The organism is Streptomyces ambofaciens ATCC 23877, from assembly GCF_001267885.1.
Taxonomy (GTDB): Bacteria; Actinomycetota; Actinomycetes; order Streptomycetales; family Streptomycetaceae; genus Streptomyces; species Streptomyces ambofaciens.
In genome coordinates, this window is sequence record NZ_CP012382.1 from 5284317 (window position 1) to 5305296 (window position 20980).

Sequence of the window (20980 nt, forward strand, 5' to 3'; positions counted from 1 at the left end):
TTACCCGTCAGAGCCGGGCCCGGGTCGCCTCCAGCAGGCGCACGACCGACTCGTCGGCCACGTCCGCGACCTCGGCGTACGGGAACCAGCGCAGGTCGAGGGACTCGTCACTGATCGCCTCCACGGCCCCGTCCGGAGCCACCGCCGCGTACTGGACGTCCAGGTGCCAGGCGCAGGGCGTGTGGTGCCGGTCGAGTCGCACGGGGCCGCCGGGGAGCAGGGTCAGACCGGCGATGCCGGACTCCTCCGCGCCCTCGCGCAGGGCCGCCCCGGCGAGGGTCTCGTCGACGGGCTCGCAGTGGCCGCCCATCTGCAGCCACATGCGCAGCTTCTTGTGCAGGGTCAGCAGGACCTGCCCGCGCGAGGGGTCGATCACCAGGGCGCTCGCCGTGATGTGCCCGTCCCCGCAGGCCTTCCACAGACCGTCGGGGTGCGTGGCGAGATGGTCCAGGTAGACCTGCCGCAGGTCGTCCTGGCCCTCGTACCCCTTGAGGACCAGGATCGCGTCGTCGTGGAGGCTCACTCGGCGTCGTCGCTCCCGCCGTCGGCCCCGGTCCCGGCCTGGCCCTCGCCGTCCCGCCCCTTCTCGTCCTTCTTGTGCAGGTCGGGCTTGCCGGCCGCCTCGCCGAGCATCTTGTCCAGCTCGGAGAAGTCGAGCTGCTCACGGTGCACGAAGCCGTCCGGGTCGTCCAGGTCGGTCGCGGTCGGCAGCATGTCCGGGTGGGCCCACAGGCCGTCCCGGCCGTCGACACCACGCGCGTCCGTCAGCGACGCCCACAGGCGGGAGGCGTCGCGCAGCCGGCGCGGGCGCAGCTCCAGACCGATCAGCGTGGCGAACGTCTGCTCCGCCGGGCCTCCCGAGGCGCGACGGCGCCGCAGTGTCTCGCGCAGCGCGTCCGCGGAGGACAGACGCGGCTTGGCGGCGGCGTGCACCACCGCGTCCACCCAGCCCTCGACCAGGGCCAGAGCCGTCTCCAGCCGGGCCAGCGCCGCCTTCTGCTCCGGCGTGTCCTCCGGCTGGAACATGCCCTGCTGAAGGGCCTCCTGCAGCTGCTCGGGGTTCTGCGGGTCGAACTGGCCGACCACGTCCTCCAGCTTGGCCGTGTCCACCTTGATCCCGCGGGCGTAGCCGTCGACCGCGCCGAACAGGTGCGAGCGCAGCCACGGCACATGGGCGAAGAGCCGCTGGTGGGCGGCCTCGCGCAGGGCGAGATACAGCCGCACCTCCTCCTGCGCCACGCCGAGGTCCTTGCCGAACGCCTCGATGTTCACCGGCAGCAGTGCGGCCTTGCCGGCCGGGCCGAGCGGGAGACCCACGTCGGTCGAGCCCACGACCTCGCCCGCGAGCACACCGACGGCCTGGCCGATCTGCGTGCCGAACATGGCGCCGCCCATGGATCGCATCATGCCGATCAGCGGGCCGGCCATGGCCTGCATCTCCTCCGGCAGCACGTCACCCATGGCGGTGCCGACGCGCTCGGCGACCGGATCGACGAGCTCCCGCCAGGCGGGCAGCGTCGCCTCGACCCACTCCGCGCGGCTCCAGGCCACGGCGGTGCCCGCGCCCGACGGCAGCGCGGTCGCGTCGTCCAGCCACAGGTCGGCCAGACGGACGGCTTCCTGGACGGCATTGCGCTCGGCGGGACCCACGCTGGCGTCCTTGGTGCCGTCCGGCGTGCCCTGGGAGACCGTCTGGCGGGCGATCTGCTTGGCCATGTCCCAGTTCACCGGGCCGCCCTCGTAGGAGAGCATCTGGCCGAGCTGCTGGAAGGCGGCGCCCAGATCGGTGGGGTTCATGGAACCGAACATGGCAGCGAACGGGTTGTCCGCACCGGGGCCGCCGAAGCCGCCGGCTCCGGGCGTCCCGAATCCGAACGGGTTGGCCGGTCCCTGACCACCGCCGCCCTGCTGGTCCTTCTTCTTGCCCTCGTCGCCGTCGTCCGGCTCCTCCGGCGGAAGGCCGAATCCGAATGGGGTGTCACTCACGGGGTTCCTCGGCTGGTAGGGCCGCCGGTTCTTTCCGGCGGCACGGCTGCCCGACTTTCACACCCAGCGTAGACACCTGGGGCGGTTCGGGCCTCGGTGCTTCGCCGACTGACGGCCTGCGGCAGGATGGATGCCACCTGGTACGTACGCGTCGAGCGCGCCCGTACTGAAGACAACCGCTGGAGACGCCCGGTGAGTTCCCCAGATCCGCAGGTTCGCGCAGCGCGAAACCAGTCAACCAGTTCCGCCCGCCCCGGCGCGCGCGGACCCGTCGTCGCGGTCACCGGTGCCGCCTCCGGGGTCGGAGCGCTGCTCACCGAGCGGCTCGCCGCGTCCGACGAGGTCAGACAGGTCGTGGCCATCGACGAACGGCGTGGGGAGTGCGCGGCGGCGCAGTGGCAGATCCTGGACGTACGGGACCCCGCCATCGCCGAGAAGCTGCGCGGCGTGGACGTCGTGGTGCACCTGGCGCTCGACCTCGATCTGGAGACGGACGCGGCCGCGCGGACGGCTTACAACGTCCGGGGGACACAGACCGTCCTGACCGCGGCCGCGGCGGCCGGTGTGCACCGGGTCGTGCTGTGCACCTCCGCGATGGTCTACGGCGCCCTCCCGGACAACGAGCTGCCGCTGTCGGAGGACGCCGAACTGCGCGCCACGGCCGAGGCGACGGGCGTCGGGGACCTGCTGGAGATCGAGCGGCTCGCGCGCCGGGCGCCGCGGGCGCACCCCGGGCTGAACGTGACCGTCGTCCGCCCGGCGGTACTGGTCGGGGGTGTCGACACCGCGCTGACCAGGTACTTCGAGTCGCCTCGGCTGCTGGTCGTGGCCGGGTCGCGGCCGGCCTGGCAGTTCTGCCACATCGACGATCTGTGCAGCGCCCTGGAGTACGCCGTCCTGGAGAAGGCCGACGGGGAACTGGCCGTCGGGTGCGACGGGTGGCTGGAGCAGGAGGAGGTCGAGGAGCTCAGCGGGGTCCGGCGGATGGAGCTGCCGTCGGCGGTCGCGCTCGGCGCCGCGGCCCGGCTGCACCGGATCGGGCTGACGCCCTCACCGGCCGGTGACCTGGCGTACACGATGTACCCCTGGGTGGTGAGCGGCAGCCGGCTGCACGACGCCGGATGGCGGCCGAAGTACACCAACGAGGAGGTCCTCGCCGAGCTGCTGGAGGAGGTCTCCGGGCGGCACACGGTCGCCGGGCGGCGCCTCGGCCGCAAGGACGCGACGGCGGCGGGAGCCGCGGGGGCCACGGTGGCGCTGCTGGGCGCGGCGGCGGTGGTGCGTCGGGCGCGCAAGGCGCGGCGCCGCATCTGACGGACCGCCTCTCGGGCCCTCCCACCCGCACCTGTCGGCCCGGGGCGCCCGCAGGGTTCGTCCGGGGCGCCCGCATCGGTCGACCATGGTTCGCCGCCGGGTTGGTCACAGGAGGACGCCCACGGCCTGTCATGGACCGCCCGCACCGGCCGGCCGGGGGAGTACGTCCCACCGGCCTGCCACGGCCCCCGCGCCCGCCGGTCACGGGCCGCCCTGTAGGAGGCTCCAAAGCGGTACGCGTGCGTGCCGGGTGATGACGCTATTCCGCGCCGTCCGTGCCGTGGGGCACGATGGACGCATGGCAACCACGAGCGATCACCCGGGCGAGCTGGCCGCCCCGGACCCCGTCAAGCTGATCGGCATCCGGGAGACGCCCCTCTCCGTGGACGAGGTCTTCCGGGCCGTCGGGGACGACGCGGCCGGCGGTACCGCGCTGTTCGTGGGGACGGTGCGCAACCACGACGGAGGCACCGACGTAGACCGTCTCGGGTACTCCTGCCACCCCAGCGCCGAGGCCGAGATGCGGCGGATCGCCGAGAAGGTCGTCGCGGCGTACCCCGTACGGGCGCTCGCCGCCGTCCACCGTGTGGGGGACCTGGAGGTGGGAGACCTCGCCGTGGTCGTCGCCGTGTCCTGCCCGCACCGGGGAGAGGCCTTCGACGCGTGCCGGAAGCTGATCGACGACCTGAAGCACGAGGTGCCCATCTGGAAGCACCAGACGTTCTCCGACGGGACCGAGGAGTGGGTGGGTGCCTGCTGACGGGACCACCGTCGCCTGCGTACCTCCGGTTGCGTAACCGCCCCCCCGGCGTGAGCGTTGTCACTGCGGATCGTTAATCTGCTGATCAGTCAGTCGCGGAGCTCACGGGGTTGGGAGGTCGTCATGGCAGCGCTCGCCTGGTTGCTGATTCCGCTGGTCGCCGCCGTCGGCGCGGGTCTGTGGGGCAGCTGGGCCAACCGCACCCGCAGGGTAAGGGGCGACGGCCCCGAACTGGACGGGTACGCCCGGTTCCGCGAGGCCATGGAGAGGCCCCGTACCGGCGCCTGACCGGGCACCGCCCTGACGGTGTTCCGACAGCCGCGTCCCGTACTGTCGTGCCATGCCACGCCGCACCGCGACGATGCTCGCCTCCACCCTGATGCTGATCGCGCTCCTGTGCGCGGGTGTGTTCATCCCCGTGCCGTACTCGGAGATGTCCCCGGGGCCGACGGTGAACACTCTTGGCGATCACGACGGCGAGCCGGTGCTGCAGATCTCCGGACGCGAGACCTACGAGGCCGGCGGTCATCTGAACATGACCACCGTCCGGGTCACCAGCGCCGAGTACAAGATGAACCTCGTGGAGGCGGTCTACGGCTGGCTGGCGCACGACAACCGCGTGGTGCCGCACGAGACCCTCTACCCGGAGGGCAAGACGGAGGAAGAGGCCACCCAGGAGAACGCCGAGGAGTTCAGCCAGTCCCAGGAGAGCGCCAAGGTCGCCGCGTTGAAGGCGCTCGACATCCCGGTGAAGTCCTGGGTGGTCGTCTCCACCGTGGTCAAGGACTCCCCGGCCGAGGGCAGGCTGCACGCCGGTGACGTGATCAAGGCCGTGGACGGGACGGCCGTCGAGAAGCCCGGGGACGTCGCCGATCTGGTGACCGAGCACAAGCCCGGACAGGACGTCGTCTTCACCATCGTGCCCGCCGCGGAGCAGGCGGCCGCGGAGAAGGCGAAGCGCACGCCCACGAAGACCGAGAAGGTCACGATCACCACCGAGGCCTCCGACGACGCCGGCGAGAAGCGCGCCGTCGTCGGGATCTCCGCGGGGACCGACCACACGTTCCCGTTCTCCATCGACATCAAGCTGGCCGACGTCGGCGGCCCGAGCGCCGGCCTGATGTTCGCCCTCGGCATCTACGACAAGCTCACCCCGGGCGACCTCACCGGCGGCAAGTTCGTCGCCGGCACCGGCACGATCGACGACACCGGCAAGGTCGGTCCGATCGGCGGCATCGGGATGAAGACCATCGGCGCGCGCGCCAAGGGGGCCAGGTACTTCCTGACGCCCGCCGACAACTGCGCGGCCGCCGCCGAGGACATCCCCGACGGGCTCACCCTCGTGAAGGTGGACACCATCGACGACGCCCTCGGCGCGCTCGGCGACATCCGCTCGGGGAAGACCGCCGACCTGCCGAAGTGCGCGGAGGGCTGACGGACCCCGGCGGTAGCCGGCTCCCGGCGGGGCGGGTCCCCGCTACTCCTCGAAGGTCGCCGTCAGAGCCTGGGCCAGTCCCGGCACCAGGTCGGAGCCCGTGAGCACCTCCGTGGCCGTGTCCTTCTCCCGCAGCCGCAGGGCCGAGTCGCGGCTGCCGTCGCGCAGGACCGCGACCGTCATGCGGACCTCCTGGCGGTCCGGGTGCTCCGCCACCCACTGCGCCAGCTTCGTCTCGTTCAGGCCCTGGGGGACCTGGGCCTCGGCGGAAGGCGGCAGCATCAGGCGCTCCACGGCGAGGGCGCAGCCGACCACCGCGTCGGGCCAGGCGATCGTGCCCAGGAACTCGTCGAGCGGCTGGTCCGTTGGAATCTCGTCCTGCTCGATCGGGGTCAGGCCGGAGCTCTCCGGCTCGGCCTGCAGACCGAGCCGGTCCGCGAGCGAGGGCTGGTCCGCCTTCAGGCGGGCGGTGTCGACAAGTGCAAAGAGGCGTGCGGGCTGGTCCCAGCCGAGGCCGGAGACGTACTCGTCGATCTCGAGTACGGCCCGGGTGAGGGGGCTCGCTGCCATGGGGGTGTTGGACATGGTCACAATCCTGCCTCGTTACTGGCCCGAATCGGGAACCGAGTAAACGATGAGTAAGTTGCATATGTGTGGGCCCACGATCACGGGGGCGCACGGGGGGCCCGCGAACCCGAGGGCCTGACGGATCAACAGCGAACTTCGAGGTGCGCACCTTGGCTTTCCAGATGCCGGACCGCGGCGGAGGCCCCCCGACGGGGCCGCGGATCAGAGTGGGCCGCCCGTCCCGGCGCGTCCGAACCCTGCTGATGACACTCGGTGTCCTGGCCGTGCTCGGCATGGCGTTCACCATGTTCGCGGGGTTCTGGACGGACTGGCTCTGGTACCGGTCGGTCCACTACTCGTCGGTGTTCACGACGACCCTGTGGACCAAGATCGGGCTGTTCTTCGTGTTCGGCCTGCTGATGGCACTGGCCGTCGGGTTCAACATCTGGCTGGCCCACCGGCTGCGGCCGCCGCTGAGCGCCATGTCGATGGAGCAGCAGAATCTCGACCGGTACCGGATGGGCATCGCCCCGTACAAGAAGTGGCTGCTCTTCGGCATCACCGCCCTGGTCGGCCTGATCGCCGGCGCCTCGGCGTCCGGTCAGTGGCGGACCTGGCTGATGTGGGTCAACGGCGTGTCCTTCGGGCAGAAGGACCCCCAGTTCAAGCTGGACGTCGCCTTCTACGCCTTCGACCTGCCCTGGTACCGGTTCCTGCTGGGCTTCGGCTTCGCCGCCGTGATCATCTCCGTGATCGCGGCCGCGCTCACCCACTACCTGTACGGCGGGCTGCGCGTCACCAGCCCCGGCGCGCGCGCCACGGCCGCGGCCACCGGGCACCTCTCGGTGCTCCTCGGCATCTTCGTCGCCCTCAAGGCCGTCGCCTACTGGCTCGACCGGTACGGGCTGGCGGTGAAGTCCAGCGACTTCAAGGCGACCGACAACTGGACCGGCCTGCGGTACGTCGACGCCAACGCCTACCTGCCGGCCAAGACGATCCTGTTCTGCATCGCGGTCATCTGCGCGCTGCTGTTCTTCGCGACCCTGTGGCGTCGCACCTGGCAGCTGCCGGTGATCGGCTTCGGCCTCATGGTGCTCTCCGCGATCCTCATCGGCGGTCTGTACCCGGCGCTCGTCCAGAAGTTCCAGGTCCAGCCGAACGAGCAGGCCAAGGAAGCGCCGTACGTCGAGAAGAACCTGACGGCGACGCGCGACGCCTACGGCATCGAGGGCACCCAGGTCGCCGAGTACCCGGGCAGGAGCGAGACCAAGGACAAGACCAAGCTCCGGGACGACGCGGACGCCGCGGCGTCCGTGCGGATCATGGACCCGAACATCGTCTCGCCCACGTTCCAGCAGCTCCAGCAGATGCGTAACTACTACGCGTTCCCGACCAACCTGGACGTCGACCGCTACGCCAAGGACGGCAAGGACCAGGACACGGTCATCGGTCTGCGTGAGCTGAACCTGGCCGGGATCCCGAAGAAGAACTGGATCAACAACCACTTCCGCTACACCCACGGCTACGGCGTCGTCGCGGCCAGGGGTACCGAGGTCGACCCCGAGGGCCGTCCGGTCTTCACCGAGTCCGACCTGCCGTCCGAGGGCGACCTCGGCACGTACGAGCAGCGGGTGTACTACGGCGAGAAGACCACCACGTACTCGATCGTCGGCGGTCCCCAGAAGGAGATCGACTACTCCGACGACACCGGGGAGAAGACGTTCAGCTACAAGGGCGACGGCGGGGTCGACCTGTCCAACCCGATCAACCGGGCGGCGTACGCGGCCGCGTTCAGCGAGCCGCAGATCCTCTACTCCGGCGCGATCGGCGAGGGCTCGCGGATCCTGTACAACCGCACGCCCAAGGAGCGCGTCGAGGCGGTCGCCCCGTGGCTGACCATCGACGGCGACGCCTACCCGGCGGTGGTGGACGGCCGGATCCAGTGGATCGTCGACGCCTACACGACGACGAACGGCTATCCGTACGCATCCCGTACGACGCTGGGCGACACCACGGCGGACTCGTTGACCGCCAACAACAACTCGCGCGCGGTGGTGGCCCAGCAGAACCAGGTCAACTACATCCGCAACTCCGTGAAGGCGACCGTCGACGCGTACAGCGGCGACGTCAAGCTCTACCAGTGGGACACCAAGGATCCGGTCCTGAAGACCTGGATGAAGGCGTTCCCGAACACGGTGAAGGACAAGAGCGAGATCTCGGGCGACCTGATGGCGCATCTGCGCTATCCGCAGGACCTGTTCAAGGTCCAGCGCGAGCTGCTCACGCGCTACCACGTGAAGGACGCCAACACGTTCCTCAGCGGCAGCGAGGTGTGGCAGGTGCCGGACGACCCGACCAACAAGTCGGGCGACGCGGTACCGCCGTACTACCTCAGCATGAAGATGCCCGATCAGCAGCAGCAGGCGTTCTCGCTCACGACGACCTTCACACCCAACGGACGTGACAACCTCAGCGCGTTCATGGCGGTCGACGCCGAAGCGGGGACGGAAGGCTACGGCAAGATCAGAATCCTGAAACTGCCGACGAGCACGACCGTCGACGGACCCAAACAGGTCCAGAGCCAGTTCAACTCCGAACAGGACATCGCCGAGTCCATCAGGCTGCTGAGAGGCGGCGACTCGGAGGTCGAGTACGGCAACCTGCTGACGGTGCCGCTCGACGGCGGACTGCTCTACGTGGAACCGGTCTACGTACGCGGCGGCGACCTCAAGTACCCGCTGCTGCGCAAGGTGCTGGTGAGCTACGGGGGCAACACCGCCTTCGAGAACACCCTCGACGAGGCCCTCAACAAGGTCTTCGGGGCACAGGCCGCCGATCCCGACCCACCGGCGGACGAGGGCGAGGACACGACCGAGCCACCGCCGACGTCCACCAACCCCACGGTCCGGGAAGCGCTGAGCGACGCCCAGAAGGCCTTCGACGCCGGCCAGACGGCCCTGGAGCAGAAGGACCTCGCCGCGTACGCCGAGGCGCAGAAGGATCTGGAGGAGGCGCTGCGGCGGGCCGAGGACGCACAGGCCAAGGCCGACGGGAGCGCCGGCGGCAAGAACGGGGACAAGGGCGAGGACGGCAAGGCGAGTCCGAGCGCCTCACCGACCGGCGACGCCGGCGGAGGCTCGGACAGCGGCTGACGGCGCTGCCGCGAGCCGGCCGCGCCCACCCGAGCCCGGTCGTTCGAGCTGGTCAGAGCCCACCCCGCGCCGTGATACGGTTGTGAACACAACGGCGCGGGGTGGAGCAGCTCGGTAGCTCGCTGGGCTCATAACCCAGAGGTCGCAGGTTCAAATCCTGTCCCCGCTACTGAAGTCGTGAGCTACGTGCGAGCGACCACGAAGGCCCGGATTCCACAAGGAATCCGGGCCTTCGTGATGTGCGAACGCATGTGCCGACGGGAGCGACGGCCGCGCCGCCAAGGGGAGTTGGGCCGATCTGTGTTTGACTTGTCTCCCTGTGGGCATGTCGACAAAACGCTGAAGTGACCTCACTGGCTGCGGTATACCGGATGTACCCAGGTTGCAGGTGGTGCGACGATGGACGTTATGGGGGACATGGCAAATCTGTTCGGCACAGGGCGTTTTGCCCAGCCGTCAGGTCAGGAGGAGACCGCGGACGAGGCTCAGGAAGTCGCCGACGAGGCCGCCGAGGAAGTGCGTCGGCGGATCGCCGCCGACGCAGGTGACGTCGAGGCGATGAGTGTCCTCGGCGCGATGCTGCTGCGCCGCGGCGACTTCGACGGCGCCGAGACCCACCTGCGTGCCGCCACCGCGGCCGGCGACCGAGCCGCCGCCAACAACCTGGGCGTCCTGTTGCACCAGCGCGGATACGCGGACGAGGCCGCCGGGTGGTGGCGGATCGCCGCCGTCGCCGGGTCCGCCGCGGCCGCGCACGCCCTGGGGCGGCACTTCCGCGAGCGCGGGGACGAGCCCGCCGCCGAGTACTGGTTGTGCCAGTCCGCCGAACAGGGGCACGTGCTGGGCGCCTACGCGCTCGCGGACCTGTTGGAGCACCGCGGCGACGCGGCAGGGTCCGAGCGGTGGATGCGGGCCGCGGCCGAGCGCGGACACCGTGAGGCCGCTTACCGGCTGGCCCGGACGCTGGACCGGGGTGCCGGACCGGACCGGGAGTCCGCGGACGCGCCGGCCGCCCCGGCGGCCGAGGAGGCCGAGCAGTGGTACCGGCAGGCCGCCGCGCGCGGCCACCGGCGGGCCGCCCTGCACCTCGGGACGATCCTGGAGAAGCGGGGCGAGCTGAAGGAGGCCGGCCGCTGGTACCTGACGTCCGCCAAGGACGGCGAGGCCCGCGCCGCCTGCGCGCTCGGCTTCCTGCTCCGGGACGCCGGGGACGTCGAGAGCGCCGCCGTGTGGTGGCTGCGGGCCGCCCAGGACGGCGACGGCAACGCCGCCAACGCGCTCGGCGCGCTGCACGCCGAGCGCGGCGAGACGCAGACCGCCGAGCGCTGGTACCGCGCCGCGATGGACGCCGGGGACGACAACGGGGCGTACAACCTCGGGCTGCTCTGCGCCGAACAGGGGCGCACCACGCAGGCCGAGCAGTGGTACCGCCGGGCCGCCTACGCCGGACACCGGGAGGCCTCCAACGCGCTGGCGATCCTGCTGCTGCGCGGCGGGGACGAGACCGGCGCCGAGCCGTGGTTCTCCAAGGCCGCCGAGGCGGGCAGTGTCGACGCCGCCTTCAACCTCGGCATCCTGCACGCCGGACGCGGTGAGGAGCGGGCGGCGCTGCGCTGGTACGAGCGGGCCGCCGCCGCCGGACACACGGAGGCGGCCCTGCAGGTCGGGATGGCGCGCCTGCGCGCGGGGGACGAACGCGAAGCCGAGCGGTTCCTGCGGTGCGCGGCGGGGGGCGGCAGCGCGGAGGCCGCCTACCGCCTGGCGACGGTGCTCGACGCCCGGCGGCCGCCCGCGCCCGCCCATGAGCTGGGCGAGCCCGCGCACGAGAAGTCCGAGTGTGAGGAGTGGTACGAGCGGGCGGCCTCCCAGGGTCACCGCCGTGCCCAGGTACGGGTCGGAATGCTGGCCGCGGCCCGGGGTGACGTGGTGGACGCGGCGCGGTGGTACCGGGAGGCGGCCGAGGCCGGGTCCCGCAACGGCGCGTTCAACCTCGGGCTGCTGCTGGCGCGGGAGGGGAGCGAGCCGGAGGCCGTCGTGTGGTGGCGCCGTGCGGCCGACGCGGGGCACGGACGGGCGGCGCTGCGGCTGGCACTGGTCTGCGCGCGGCGGGGGGAGCTGGCCGAGGGGCAGCGGTGGGCCGACCGGGCCGTCTCGCTCGGCCCGCGGGAGGTGGCAGAACGGGCGGCTCGGTTGCGGGACGCGCTGCGGCAGGAGCTGTCGGCGTGACGCCGTGCCCCTCCGCGCTGCCCGGCGGGGCGGGGGCGCGGCCCGAGCGGAAGCGATTTGCTTCTGGTCGAAGGGTTGACGTAATGTTCCATTCATCGCCGCGGGGTGGAGCAGCTCGGTAGCTCGCTGGGCTCATAACCCAGAGGTCGCAGGTTCAAATCCTGTCCCCGCTACTGAAGGCCGAGGGCCGGAATCCGAAAGGGTTCCGGCCCTCGGTGCGTTGGGCCGTGACAGCACTCGCAGCAAGCAGCGGTCGCGCACGAGTGGAGCCCCGGCATCGCAGGATGCCGGGGCTCCACTCGTACGAGGAAGGGACTACGCGGCCGCGCAGTTCGGGCAGGTGCCGCGGTAGGTCACCTCGACGTCCGAGACGGTGAAGCCGAAGCGCTCCGAGTCGGGGAGGTCGGCCATCGGGTTGCCGGTCGGGTGGACGTCGCGGATCGCGCCGCACTGGGCGCAGACCAGATGGTGGTGCGGCCGGTGCGCGTTCGGGTCGTACCGCTTCGCGCGCTTGTCCGTCGCGACCTCGAGCACCTCGCCGAGCGAGACCAGCTCGCCCAGGGTGTTGTAGACGGTCGCCCGGGAGATCTCGGGGAGCTTGTCCACGGCCCGCGCGTGCACCTCGTCGGCCGTCAGATGGACGTGTTCGCCCTCGAGGACCTCGGCCACCACGCGCCGCTGCGCGGTCATGCGCCATCCGCGCCCGCGCAGCCGTTCCAGTAGGTCACTCATGGAGGCCAGCCTAACAGCTAGGGGGACCAGGTCCCGAACGTGTGTGACTTTGGAGCCTTACTTGACTTAGACAATGTCCATTGTAGGATCGAGACCGGCATTAGCCAAGGGACAGGTTTTGCAGGATTGGCGCAGGAGGCGTACGTGACTCAGGGACCGCTCACTACGGAGGCCGGTGCTCCGGTAGCCGACAACCAGAACAGCGAGACCGCGGGTGCCGGCGGCCCCGTGCTCGTCCAGGACCAGCTCCTTCTCGAGAAGCTGGCCCACTTCAACCGCGAGCGCATCCCGGAGCGTGTCGTGCACGCCCGCGGCGCCGGCGCCTACGGCACCTTCACGGTCACCGCCGATGTCACCCGGTACACGCGTGCCGCGTTCCTCTCCGAGGTCGGCAAGGAGACGGAGACCTTCCTCCGCTTCTCGACCGTGGCCGGAAACCTGGGTGCGGCGGACGCCGTCCGTGACCCGCGTGGCTTCGCGCTGAAGTTCTACACCGAAGAGGGCAACTACGACCTCGTCGGCAACAACACCCCGGTGTTCTTCATCAAGGACGCCATCAAGTTCCCCGACTTCATCCACACCCAGAAGCGCGACCCGTACACGGGCAGCCAGGAGGCGGACAACGTCTGGGACTTCTGGAGCCTGTCGCCGGAGTCGACGCACCAGGTGACCTGGCTGCACGGCGACCGCGGCATCCCCGCCTCGTACCGGCACATGGACGGCTTCGGTTCGCACACCTACCAGTGGAACAACGAGGCCGGCGAGGCCTTCTGGGTGAAGTACCACTTCAAGACGGACCAGGGCATCAAGAACCTGACCGCCGAGGAGGCCGCCAAGCTCGCCGGTGAGGACCCCGACTCCCACCAGCGCGACCTGCGCGAGGCCATCGAGCGCGGCGACTTCCCGTCCTGGACGGTCGGCGTGCAGATCATGCCGGTGGCCGAGGCGGCGACCTACCGCTTCAACCCGTTCGACCTGACCAAGGTGTGGCCGCACGCGGACTACCCGATCGTCTGGTTCGGCAAGCTGGAGCTGAACCGCAACCCGCAGAACATCTTCGCCGAGGTCGAGCAGTCGATCTTCTCCCCGGCGCACTTCGTGCCCGGCATCGGCCCGTCCCCGGACAAGATGCTGCAGGGCCGACTCTTCGCCTACGGTGACGCCCACCGCTACCGCGTCGGCATCAACGCCGACCACCTGCCGGTGAACCGCCCGCACGCCACCGAGGCCCGCACCCACTCCCGTGACGGCTTCCTGTACGACGGCCGGCACGGCGCCGCGAAGAACTACGAGCCGAACAGCTTCGGCGGCCCGTTCCAGACGGACCGGGCGCTGTGGCAGCCGGTGGCGCTCACCGGTGTCACCGGCAACACCGAGGCTCCCGTGCACGCCGAGGACAACGACTTCGTCCAGGCGGGCAACCTCTACCGCCTGATGTCGGAGGAGGAGAAGGAGCGCCTGGTCGCCAACCTGGCGGGCGGCATCTCCCAGGTCTCGCGCGAGGACATCGTCGAGCGCGCGATCAACAACTTCCGTCAGGCCGACGGAGACTTCGGCAAGCGGCTGGAGGCCGCGGTCCAGGCCCTGCGCGGCTGACGTCCAGCACTGGACCGCTTGTCGTAGCGGCGGGCCGGATCCCCGGGAACGGGGGTCCGGCCCGTTCGTCGTGGGCGCGCGGTCCCGTCAGGCCGGCACCGCCGGTTCCTCGTGCCGCGGTCGCGCCGGCGCCCAGCAGCGGATGATGTCGCGGACCGAGACGATGCCCGCGGGCTCGCCGCGGTCCAGGACGATGAGGTGGCGGAAGCCGCCGTGCACCATCGCCCGGGCGGCCTCCTCCACGGTCCAGGACGGCGCGGCGAACACGACGTCGGTGGTCGTGTGGGCGTGGGCCCGTTCGGTGTCCGGGTCCTGGCCCAGGCCCACGGAGATGAGGACGTCGCGTTCCGTCAGGATGCCGATGCCGCCGGCGTCGGGGTCGTGCACCACGGCCGCGCCGACGCGGCGCGCGGACATCAGTGCGGCGGCCTGGCGGAGGGTGTGGTCGGGGCCGATGGTGAGGACGACCGTGCTCATGGCTTGGCGGACGAGCATGGGTGGAGCCACCTCCTGCCGGTGATCCATGAGTTGGTTCATGGATTCACAATTTCACAAGTGGGGGACTCTCAGAGTGGCAGGTAAAGCACAGGTCAACAAGAGGGCGTGAAGAGTGCGGAGCGGGGCGCTCACGGCGCGCCCGCGGCGCGCTCAGTAGCGCTGGTTGAGGTAACCGAGCAACTCGTCGTGGAGTCGGCCGTTCGACGCCGCCGCGTTGCCGCTGTGCGGGCCGGGACGGCCGTCGAGGCCGGTGAAGGTGCCGCCGGCCTCCGTGACGATGATCGCGTTCGCGGCCATGTCCCAGAGGGAGAGCTCGGGTTCGGCGCAGAGGTCGACCGAGCCCTCGGCGACCATCATGTACGGCCAGAAGTCGCCGTACGCGCGCGTGCGCCACACCTCGCGGGTCAGGTCCAGGAAGCCGTCCAGCCGGCCCTGCTCCTCCCAGCCGCTGAGCGAGGAGTACGCGAAGGAGGCGTCGGAGAGGGCGGAGACCTGGGAGACCCGGAGCCGGGAGGCCGAGGTCAGGCTGCGTCCGGTGAAGGCGCCGTGGTCCTTCACCGCCCACCAGCGACGACCCAGGGCCGGGGCGGAGACGAGGCCGACGACGGGCTGGTAACCGCCTTCGGCGGCTTCCGTGAGCGCGATGAGGGTGGCCCAGACGGGGACGCCGCGCACGTAGTTCTTCGTGCCGTCGATCGGGTCGATGATCCAGCGGCGGGAGCCGCTGCCCGCCACGCCGAACTCCTCCCCGTGGACCGAGTCGCGGGGGCGGGCGCGGGCGAGGTGACCGCGGATGAGCTCCTCGGCGGCCTTGTCCGCTTCGCTCACCGGGGTCATGTCCGGCTTCGTCTCGACCTTCAGGTCGAGGGCCTTGAAGCGGTCCATCGTCGCGGCGTCGGCGGCGTCCGCGAGGACGTGGGCGAGGCGGAGGTCGTCGAGGTAGTCGGCCATGCGGCCACGGTATCTGCCGGAAGCGGGGCGGGGCCACCAGGGGTTTCGCGGGGTGAGGGGGCCGGACCGTGGCGTCGGGCGCGCCTGTGGCTTCGGTGTCGGCGGGGCGCGGAGACGCGGAGGCGCGGGTGCCGGGCGGAGTCGGGCTCCGGGCCCGGAGTCGGGCTGCCCGGAGTCGGGCGTCCGGCCCGGTGTGGCGGAGTGCCTTCCCCTTGGTGCTTCCCCCTGGTGCTTCCCCCTTGGCCCTTTTCTCGGCGCCTTCCCCTGGCGGCCTCCCCTGAGCGCCTTCCCCCCGGCGGTCTCCCCAGCTCGCCTGCTCCCCGCGCCCTCCCCTGGCGGCCTCCCCGGCCCGCCTGCTCCCCACTTCTTCCCCGGTGGTCTCCCCGGCTCGCCCGCTCCCCGCGCCTGCCCCGGGCCTCCCTTCGTGCCCGCGCCGCCCGGCGCCTCTCCCGCGCGAGGACCCTTGACAGTGCCCCCATACCCGTCAAATCTGGGCACCAAGTCGCTCGGCCCGAGGGAGGCGATGGTGCCTGCAGCCCGGGAGTCCCTGCTCGACGCCGCCTACACGGCGCTGGCGCGTCGGCCGTGGGCCGCTGTGCGGATGGTGGACGTGGCGGCGGCCGCCGGAGTGTCCCGGCAGACGCTGTACAACGAGTTCGGCAGCAAGGACGGGCTCGCCAGAGCACTCGTCCGCAGGGAGGCGGACGGATATCTGGCCGGTGTGGACCGCGCGCTGTCCGACGGCCCGGGCGACCCCCGCGAACGGCTCGCCGCCACCGCCGAGTGGACCACGTCCGCCGCCCGCGAGAACGTCCTGGTGCGGGCCATGCTCACCGGCTGCTGGAACGAACGGCTGCCCGCCCCGGCCCTGACGGCGGTGCCGTCCACCTCCGCCGTACCGGCTCAGCGCCGCGCCGACGGCCCGCTGCCCTCGCCCGGTGACCTTCTCGCCCTCGTCCGCGACCGTGCCGTCGCCGCCCTGAACGGCGCGGGCCCGCCTCCGCCGCCGAGCTCCACCGCACTGGCCCGCTCCTGCGAACTGGCCGTACGGCTCGCGCTGTCCTGCGTCGCGGCGCCGCCCGGCGAGGGCGGGGCCGGGGAGCTCGTACGCACCGTGCTGCCGCGCGAGTTGACGGTGTAGCAGGGAAGGCTCAGTGCGCCGAGCCCGACAACTGCAGTCCGATCACGCCGATGATGACGAAGCTGATCGAGACGATCTTCAGGGTCGAGACCAGGTCGCCGAGAAAGATCATGCCGTAGATGGCGGTGCCGGCCGCGCCGATGCCGGTCCACACCGCGTACGCGGGGCCGACGTCGAGCTTCTTCAGGGACATGGTCAGCAGACCGAAGCTGCCCAGTGCGAACACGCAGAAGGCGATGGTGGGCCAGAGCCGGGTGAAGCCGTGCGACAGCTTCAGGCAGACGGCGAAGCCGGTTTCGAGCACCCCGGCCACTATGACCAGCAGCCACGCCATGTCGTGTCCTCCCGTAGTCCCGTACCGTGACCGCTGCGTCGCCTGCTCGTCTTCACTTGGTCGCTACGTCCGGCTTTGCTCAGGCTTGGATCCGGCTTGGTGCGATTATGCACTTACCGGTCCCACGGCACGGCAAACAACGCGGAGGTCAGTCGCCTTCCTTCCGTTCCCGCGTCGACAGCAGCCGGCGCAGCGAGTACAGCCGTGCCGGGTCGGCGTGCCCGTCGGCGACCCACGCGTCCAGGGCGCAGTCGGGTTCGTCGTGGCCGCACGCACGCGGGCAGCCCTCCGTGCCGGGCACGAGGTCGGGGAAGGCGTTGATCACCCGGGACGGGTCGATGTGCGCCAGCCCGAACGACCGTACGCCCGGGGTGTCGACCACCCAGCCGCCGTTCGCGGAGGACAGCGGCAGGGCGAGGGCCGAGGTCGTCGTGTGCCGGCCGCGTCCCGTCACCGCGTTGACGTGGCCCGTCACCCGACGGCGTTCCTCCGGCACCAGGGTGTTGACGAGGGTCGTCTTGCCGACGCCGGAGTGGCCGACGAAGGCCGTGATCTTGCCGTCCAGATGTTCCCGGACGAGATCGGCCGCGGCGCCGTTCTCCAGCCCCTCGCGGCTGGTGACGACGTAGGGGATGTCCAACGCGCCGTACAGCTCCAGGAGTTCGTCCGGCGGGGCGAGGTCCGACTTGGTCATCACCAGCAGCGGCGTGAGGCCCCCGTCGAACGCCGCGACCAGGCAGCGGTCGATCAGGCGGGGGCGCGGCTCGGGATCCGCGAGAGCGGTGACGATGGCGAGCTGGTCGGCGTTGGCGACGACGACACGCTCGTAGGGGTCGTCGTCGTCCGCCGTGCGGCGCAGGACGGAGGTGCGCTCCTCGATGCGGACGATGCGCGCGAGCGTGTCTTTCTTGCCGGACATGTCGCCGACCAGCGCCACCCGGTCGCCGACGATCGCGGCCTTGCGACCCAGTTCGCGGGCCTTCATCGCCATGACGACCCGGTCCTCGACGAGGCAGGTCAGGCGTCCGCGGTCCACGGTGAGGACCAGGCCCTCGGCCGCGTCCTCGTGTTTGGGCCGGGTGTGGGTGCGCGGCCGGTTGCCCTTGCGGTTGGGGCGGGAACGGATGTCGTCCTCGTCGGTGTGCTTGCCGTAGCGGCGCATGGCGATCCGTCCCCTACGCCCCGAGCATCCCGGTCCACAGGTCGGGGAACTCGGGCAAGGTCTTGGCCGTCGTCGCCACGTTCTCGATCTCCACACCCTCCACGCCGAGGCCGATGATCGCGCCGGCCGTGGCCATGCGGTGGTCCTCGTAGGTGTGGAAGACGCCGCCGTGCAGCCGGCGCGGGCGGATGTGCAGGCCGTCGGCGGTCTCGGTGACGTCACCGCCCAGTTCGTTGATCTCCTTGGTGAGCGCGGCCAGGCGGTCCGTCTCGTGCAGACGCAGGTGCGCCACCCCGCGCAGCGTCGAGGGGGAGTCCGCGAGGGCGGCGACGGCCGCGATGCCCGGGGTGAGTTCGCCGACCTCGCCGAGGTCGACGTCGATGCCGTGCACAGCACCCGATCCGGTGAAGACGAGCCCGTAGTCCGTCAGTTCGCAGTCACCGCCCATCTCGGTGAAGATCTCGCGGAGCCGGTCACCCGGCTGGGTGGTGCGGGACGGCCAGTCCGGGATCACGACCTTGCCGCCGGTCACCAGCGCCGCCGCCAGGAAGGGCTGGGCGTTGGAGAGGTCCGGCTCGATCGTCAGGTCGCGGCCGAGCAGCGCGCCCGGCGTGACCCGCCAGACGTCGGGCTCGCCGCCGGACTCCGGGGTGTCGACCTGGGCGCCGACCGCGCGCAGCATGTCGACGGTCATGCGGATGTGCGGCATGGACGGCAGCGCGGAGCCGGTGTGGCGGACCTCGACGCCCTGGTTGAAGCGCGGTCCGGACAGCAGCAGGGCGCTCACGAACTGCGAGGACGACGACGCGTCGATCTCGACCGGGCCGCCCTCCAGCGCCCCGCCCCCGTGCACGGTCAACGGAAGCGCACCCCGCGCGTCGTCGTCGATACGGGCGCCGAGGGCGCGCAGCGCGTCGATCACGCCGTGCAGGGGGCGCTCGTACGAACGCGGGTCGCCGTCGAAGCGGATGGCACCGTCGGCCAGCGTGGCGACCGGCGGCAGGAAGCGCATGACCGTGCCGGCGTTGCCGACGTCGACCGTGGCCGGCCCGCGCAGGCCCGCCGGGATGACCCGCCAGAACTCGCCGGTGCCGTCCGGGCCGACGCCCTCCTCGATCTCGACGCCCATCGCGCGCAGGGCACCGGCCATCAGCAGCGTGTCCCGGGAGCGCAGCGGACGGCGCAGCCAGCCGGGCTCGGAGGCCAGGGCGGCCAGCACCAGGGCGCGGTTGGTGACCGACTTGGACCCGGGCACGTGGACGGTCGCGTCGACGGCCCCGCTCGCGTGCGGGGCGGGCCAGAGGGCGGTGTGCGCGGGGTTCACGGTCATGCGCCCCACTTTAATGGCTGAGGACGACCGGAGATCTTGATCAAAAGCGGCGAAACCTGACCGAAAGTGCGTGAGGGCACTTGCCGTGCATATATGCGTGGGCATGCGGAGCAGGCGGGGAACGCAGGGACGCCGGAGAAACAACGCACCCCGTTCACAGCTCCAGCAGCCAGCGCCCTCCGCCCACCAGTGAGCACAGCGACACCGCGTGGAACAGGAAGAACCACACCCCCGCCGGCGCGTGCGTCAGCCGGGCCAGCTGGTCCGCGTCCGAATCGCCGGCGCCGCCGCGCGCACGCTTCGCCTGGAGCTCGAAGGCCGGCCGCACCCCGCCGAGGAGCAGGAACCACACCGCCGCGTACGCGAACGCCGCCTGCACCTGCGGACCGGCCAGCCAGGACACCAGGAGGAAGGTGGCGCCGGTGAGCACCACCGTCAGCACCCCGTAGGCGTTGCGGACCATCACCAGCAGGGCGACGAGCAGCGCCGTCGCCACCCAGAGCAGAAGGGTGATCCGTCCCGAGGCCAGCAGAGCGGCACCGCCGAGTCCGAGCAGCGGGGGAGCGGTGTAGCCGGCGACCGCGGTGAGGATCATCCCGAGCCCGTGCGGCTTGCCCCGGCTGACGGTCAGGCCGCTGGTGTCCGAGTGCAGGGTGATGCCGGTGAGCGTGCGCCCGGTCAGCAGGGCAACGAGCCCGTGGCCGCCCTCGTGGGCGATGGTGACGGCGTTGCGGGCTATCCGCCACAACCCGTGCGGCACGACGACCGCGAGCGCGGCGACCAGGGTCGCGATCACCACCCACAGGTCGGGATCGGGCTGGGTGCCGGAGACCTCGTCCCAGAGGGAGGCGAGCGAGGCCGATGCGAGGTGGTCCATGTCCGGTGGGGGCTCCTCGTGCGATCGGTCGAGCGGGTGGCGCGCAGCGCCTCGTCGACGGGTGGTGGCCGGAAGACGGGCGGGCCTGGCAGTGTGGCACGTATGTGCGGACGGTATGCGGCGAGTCGTCGACCCGAGGATCTCGCGGGAATCTTCGAGATCGAGAAGTGGGAGCCCGAGGAGACCTTGGAGCCCGACTACAACGTGGCCCCGACCAAGGAGGTCTACGCAGTCCTCGACCGCCCCCTGAAAGACGTCGAGGACCCGAAGCCGGTTCGCCAGCTGCGGAAGCTGAAGTGGGGCCTCGTCCCCTCCTGGGCCAAGACGCCCGAGGGCGGCGCCCGGATGATCAACGCGCGCGCGGAGACCGTCCACGAGAAGCCGTCCTACCGTCGTGCCTTCGCCACCCGGCGCTGCATCCTGCCCGCCGACGGCTACTTCGAATGGGTCACCGGCAAGCAGGAGCGCGACCTGGAGGTCGAGGGGCGCAAGAAGCGGCCCCGCAAGCAGCCGTACTTCGTGACCCCGGCCGACGGGTCCGTGTTCGCCATGGCCGGGCTCTACGAGTTCTGGCGGGACAAGACGCTGCCGGACGACCACCCGCAGGCCTGGTGGGTGACGTGCTCGGTGATCACCACGGAGGCCGAGACCACGCCGCTCGCGGTCGCCCCGGCCGACGGACCGCACGCCCTGGCCGACATCCACCCGCGGATGCCGTTGATGCTGACCCCGGACCGGTGGGACGACTGGCTCGACCCGGCGCGCACGGACCCCGACGAACTGACCTCGCTGCTGGCGCCGCCGCCCGCCGGGCTGATGCGGGCGTTCCCCGTCGGCACGGCCGTGAGCAACGTGCGCAACAACGGCCCGGAGCTGCTGAAGGAGCTGGAGGGACCGGAGGAGGGCACACTCTTCTGAC

The 20980-nt window shown here is 71.3% G+C and carries 19 protein-coding genes and 2 tRNA genes; 11 read left to right on the forward strand and 10 right to left on the reverse strand.

What is annotated here, in order from left to right; translation table 11 throughout:
- Positions 1-7 precede the first annotated feature (7 nt).
- Both SAM23877_RS23620 and SAM23877_RS23625 read right to left on the reverse strand, forming a co-directional pair.
- Positions 8-523 (reverse strand): NUDIX hydrolase, encoded by a 516-nt coding sequence (locus SAM23877_RS23620; RefSeq protein ID WP_053136803.1) that lies wholly within the window; start codon positions 521-523, stop codon positions 8-10.
- A complete protein-coding gene (locus SAM23877_RS23625; RefSeq protein ID WP_053136806.1) occupies positions 520-1986 on the reverse strand; it encodes a zinc-dependent metalloprotease in 1467 nt (488 codons plus the stop codon). The genes SAM23877_RS23620 and SAM23877_RS23625 overlap by 4 nt, the downstream gene beginning before the upstream one ends.
- 192 nt (positions 1987-2178) lie before the next feature.
- Between SAM23877_RS23625 and SAM23877_RS23630 the strand changes: the two genes are divergently transcribed.
- The 4 genes from SAM23877_RS23630 to SAM23877_RS23640 all read left to right on the forward strand — a co-directional run bounded on the left by SAM23877_RS23630 (position 2179) and on the right by SAM23877_RS23640 (position 5495).
- Positions 2179-3300: an SDR family oxidoreductase gene (locus SAM23877_RS23630; protein WP_053136809.1), complete on the forward strand. Its 1122-nt coding sequence runs from the start codon at positions 2179-2181 to the stop codon at positions 3298-3300.
- A gap of 298 nt (positions 3301-3598) precedes the next feature.
- Positions 3599-4060: a molybdenum cofactor biosynthesis protein MoaE gene (locus SAM23877_RS23635; protein ID WP_053136812.1), complete on the forward strand. Its 462-nt coding sequence runs from the start codon at positions 3599-3601 to the stop codon at positions 4058-4060.
- Positions 4061-4183: 123 nt separating this feature from the next.
- Positions 4184-4348: a hypothetical protein gene (locus SAM23877_RS40305; protein WP_167355238.1), complete on the forward strand. Its 165-nt coding sequence runs from the start codon at positions 4184-4186 to the stop codon at positions 4346-4348.
- A gap of 52 nt (positions 4349-4400) precedes the next feature.
- On the forward strand, positions 4401-5495 hold the full coding sequence (locus SAM23877_RS23640) for a YlbL family protein (protein ID WP_053136815.1): 1095 nt from the start codon (positions 4401-4403) through the stop codon (positions 5493-5495).
- 42 nt (positions 5496-5537) lie between these two features.
- On the opposite strand, the gene SAM23877_RS23645 is transcribed toward SAM23877_RS23640, so the two are convergent.
- A complete protein-coding gene (locus SAM23877_RS23645; protein WP_053136818.1) occupies positions 5538-6080 on the reverse strand; it encodes a PPA1309 family protein in 543 nt (180 codons plus the stop codon).
- A gap of 164 nt (positions 6081-6244) precedes the next feature.
- On the opposite strand from SAM23877_RS23645, the gene SAM23877_RS23650 reads away from it, so the two are divergent.
- The 4 genes from SAM23877_RS23650 (at position 6245) to SAM23877_RS23665 (ending at position 11613) form a co-directional block, all read left to right on the forward strand.
- The gene (locus tag SAM23877_RS23650; RefSeq protein WP_053136821.1) at positions 6245-9214 is read left to right on the forward strand and encodes a UPF0182 family membrane protein; all 2970 of its coding nucleotides are present in this window, start codon (positions 6245-6247) and stop codon (positions 9212-9214) included.
- 95 nt (positions 9215-9309) lie between these two features.
- A tRNA-Met gene (locus tag SAM23877_RS23655) sits at positions 9310-9383 on the forward strand.
- A 239-nt stretch (positions 9384-9622) separates the two neighbouring features.
- Entirely contained in the window at positions 9623-11440 is a 1818-nt protein-coding gene (locus SAM23877_RS23660; protein ID WP_053136824.1) for a tetratricopeptide repeat protein, read from the forward strand.
- Positions 11441-11539: 99 nt separating this feature from the next.
- Positions 11540-11613 (forward strand) — tRNA-Met (locus tag SAM23877_RS23665).
- A gap of 142 nt (positions 11614-11755) precedes the next feature.
- On the opposite strand, the gene SAM23877_RS23670 is transcribed toward SAM23877_RS23665, so the two are convergent.
- Positions 11756-12172: a Fur family transcriptional regulator gene (locus SAM23877_RS23670; RefSeq protein WP_053136827.1), complete on the reverse strand. Its 417-nt coding sequence runs from the start codon at positions 12170-12172 to the stop codon at positions 11756-11758.
- 144 nt (positions 12173-12316) lie between these two features.
- On the opposite strand from SAM23877_RS23670, the gene SAM23877_RS23675 reads away from it, so the two are divergent.
- The gene (locus tag SAM23877_RS23675; RefSeq protein WP_053136830.1) at positions 12317-13768 is read left to right on the forward strand and encodes a catalase; all 1452 of its coding nucleotides are present in this window, start codon (positions 12317-12319) and stop codon (positions 13766-13768) included.
- Positions 13769-13855: 87 nt separating this feature from the next.
- Here the strand turns inward: SAM23877_RS23675 and SAM23877_RS23680 are convergent, their stop codons facing one another.
- Positions 13856-14263, reverse strand: coding sequence for a CBS domain-containing protein (locus SAM23877_RS23680; protein ID WP_053136833.1), 408 nt, complete (start codon positions 14261-14263; stop codon positions 13856-13858).
- Between the two features lie 153 nt (positions 14264-14416).
- Entirely contained in the window at positions 14417-15217 is an 801-nt protein-coding gene (hisN, locus tag SAM23877_RS23685) for a histidinol-phosphatase (protein WP_053136836.1), read from the reverse strand.
- Positions 15218-15740: 523 nt separating this feature from the next.
- Here hisN and SAM23877_RS23690 point away from each other — a divergent pair.
- Positions 15741-16358 (forward strand): TetR/AcrR family transcriptional regulator, encoded by a 618-nt coding sequence (locus tag SAM23877_RS23690; RefSeq protein WP_053136839.1) that lies wholly within the window; start codon positions 15741-15743, stop codon positions 16356-16358.
- A 10-nt stretch (positions 16359-16368) separates the two neighbouring features.
- Here SAM23877_RS23690 and SAM23877_RS23695 read toward each other — a convergent pair whose 3' ends face one another.
- From SAM23877_RS23695 to SAM23877_RS23710, 4 genes are all read right to left on the reverse strand, one after another.
- Positions 16369-16692, reverse strand: a complete 324-nt coding sequence (locus SAM23877_RS23695; protein WP_053136842.1) for a DMT family transporter — start codon at positions 16690-16692, stop codon at positions 16369-16371.
- A gap of 148 nt (positions 16693-16840) precedes the next feature.
- Complete coding sequence (gene rsgA / locus SAM23877_RS23700) at positions 16841-17854, reverse strand: ribosome small subunit-dependent GTPase A (protein ID WP_053136845.1); 1014 nt, start codon at positions 17852-17854, stop codon at positions 16841-16843.
- Positions 17855-17867: 13 nt separating this feature from the next.
- Entirely contained in the window at positions 17868-19184 is a 1317-nt protein-coding gene (aroA, locus tag SAM23877_RS23705) for a 3-phosphoshikimate 1-carboxyvinyltransferase (RefSeq protein ID WP_053136848.1), read from the reverse strand.
- A gap of 154 nt (positions 19185-19338) precedes the next feature.
- Positions 19339-20061 (reverse strand): M50 family metallopeptidase, encoded by a 723-nt coding sequence (locus SAM23877_RS23710; protein WP_053136851.1) that lies wholly within the window; start codon positions 20059-20061, stop codon positions 19339-19341.
- A 102-nt stretch (positions 20062-20163) separates the two neighbouring features.
- On the opposite strand from SAM23877_RS23710, the gene SAM23877_RS23715 reads away from it, so the two are divergent.
- Positions 20164-20979, forward strand: coding sequence for an SOS response-associated peptidase (locus SAM23877_RS23715; RefSeq protein ID WP_053136853.1), 816 nt, complete (start codon positions 20164-20166; stop codon positions 20977-20979).
- The last annotated feature ends 1 nt before the right edge of the window (position 20980 follow it).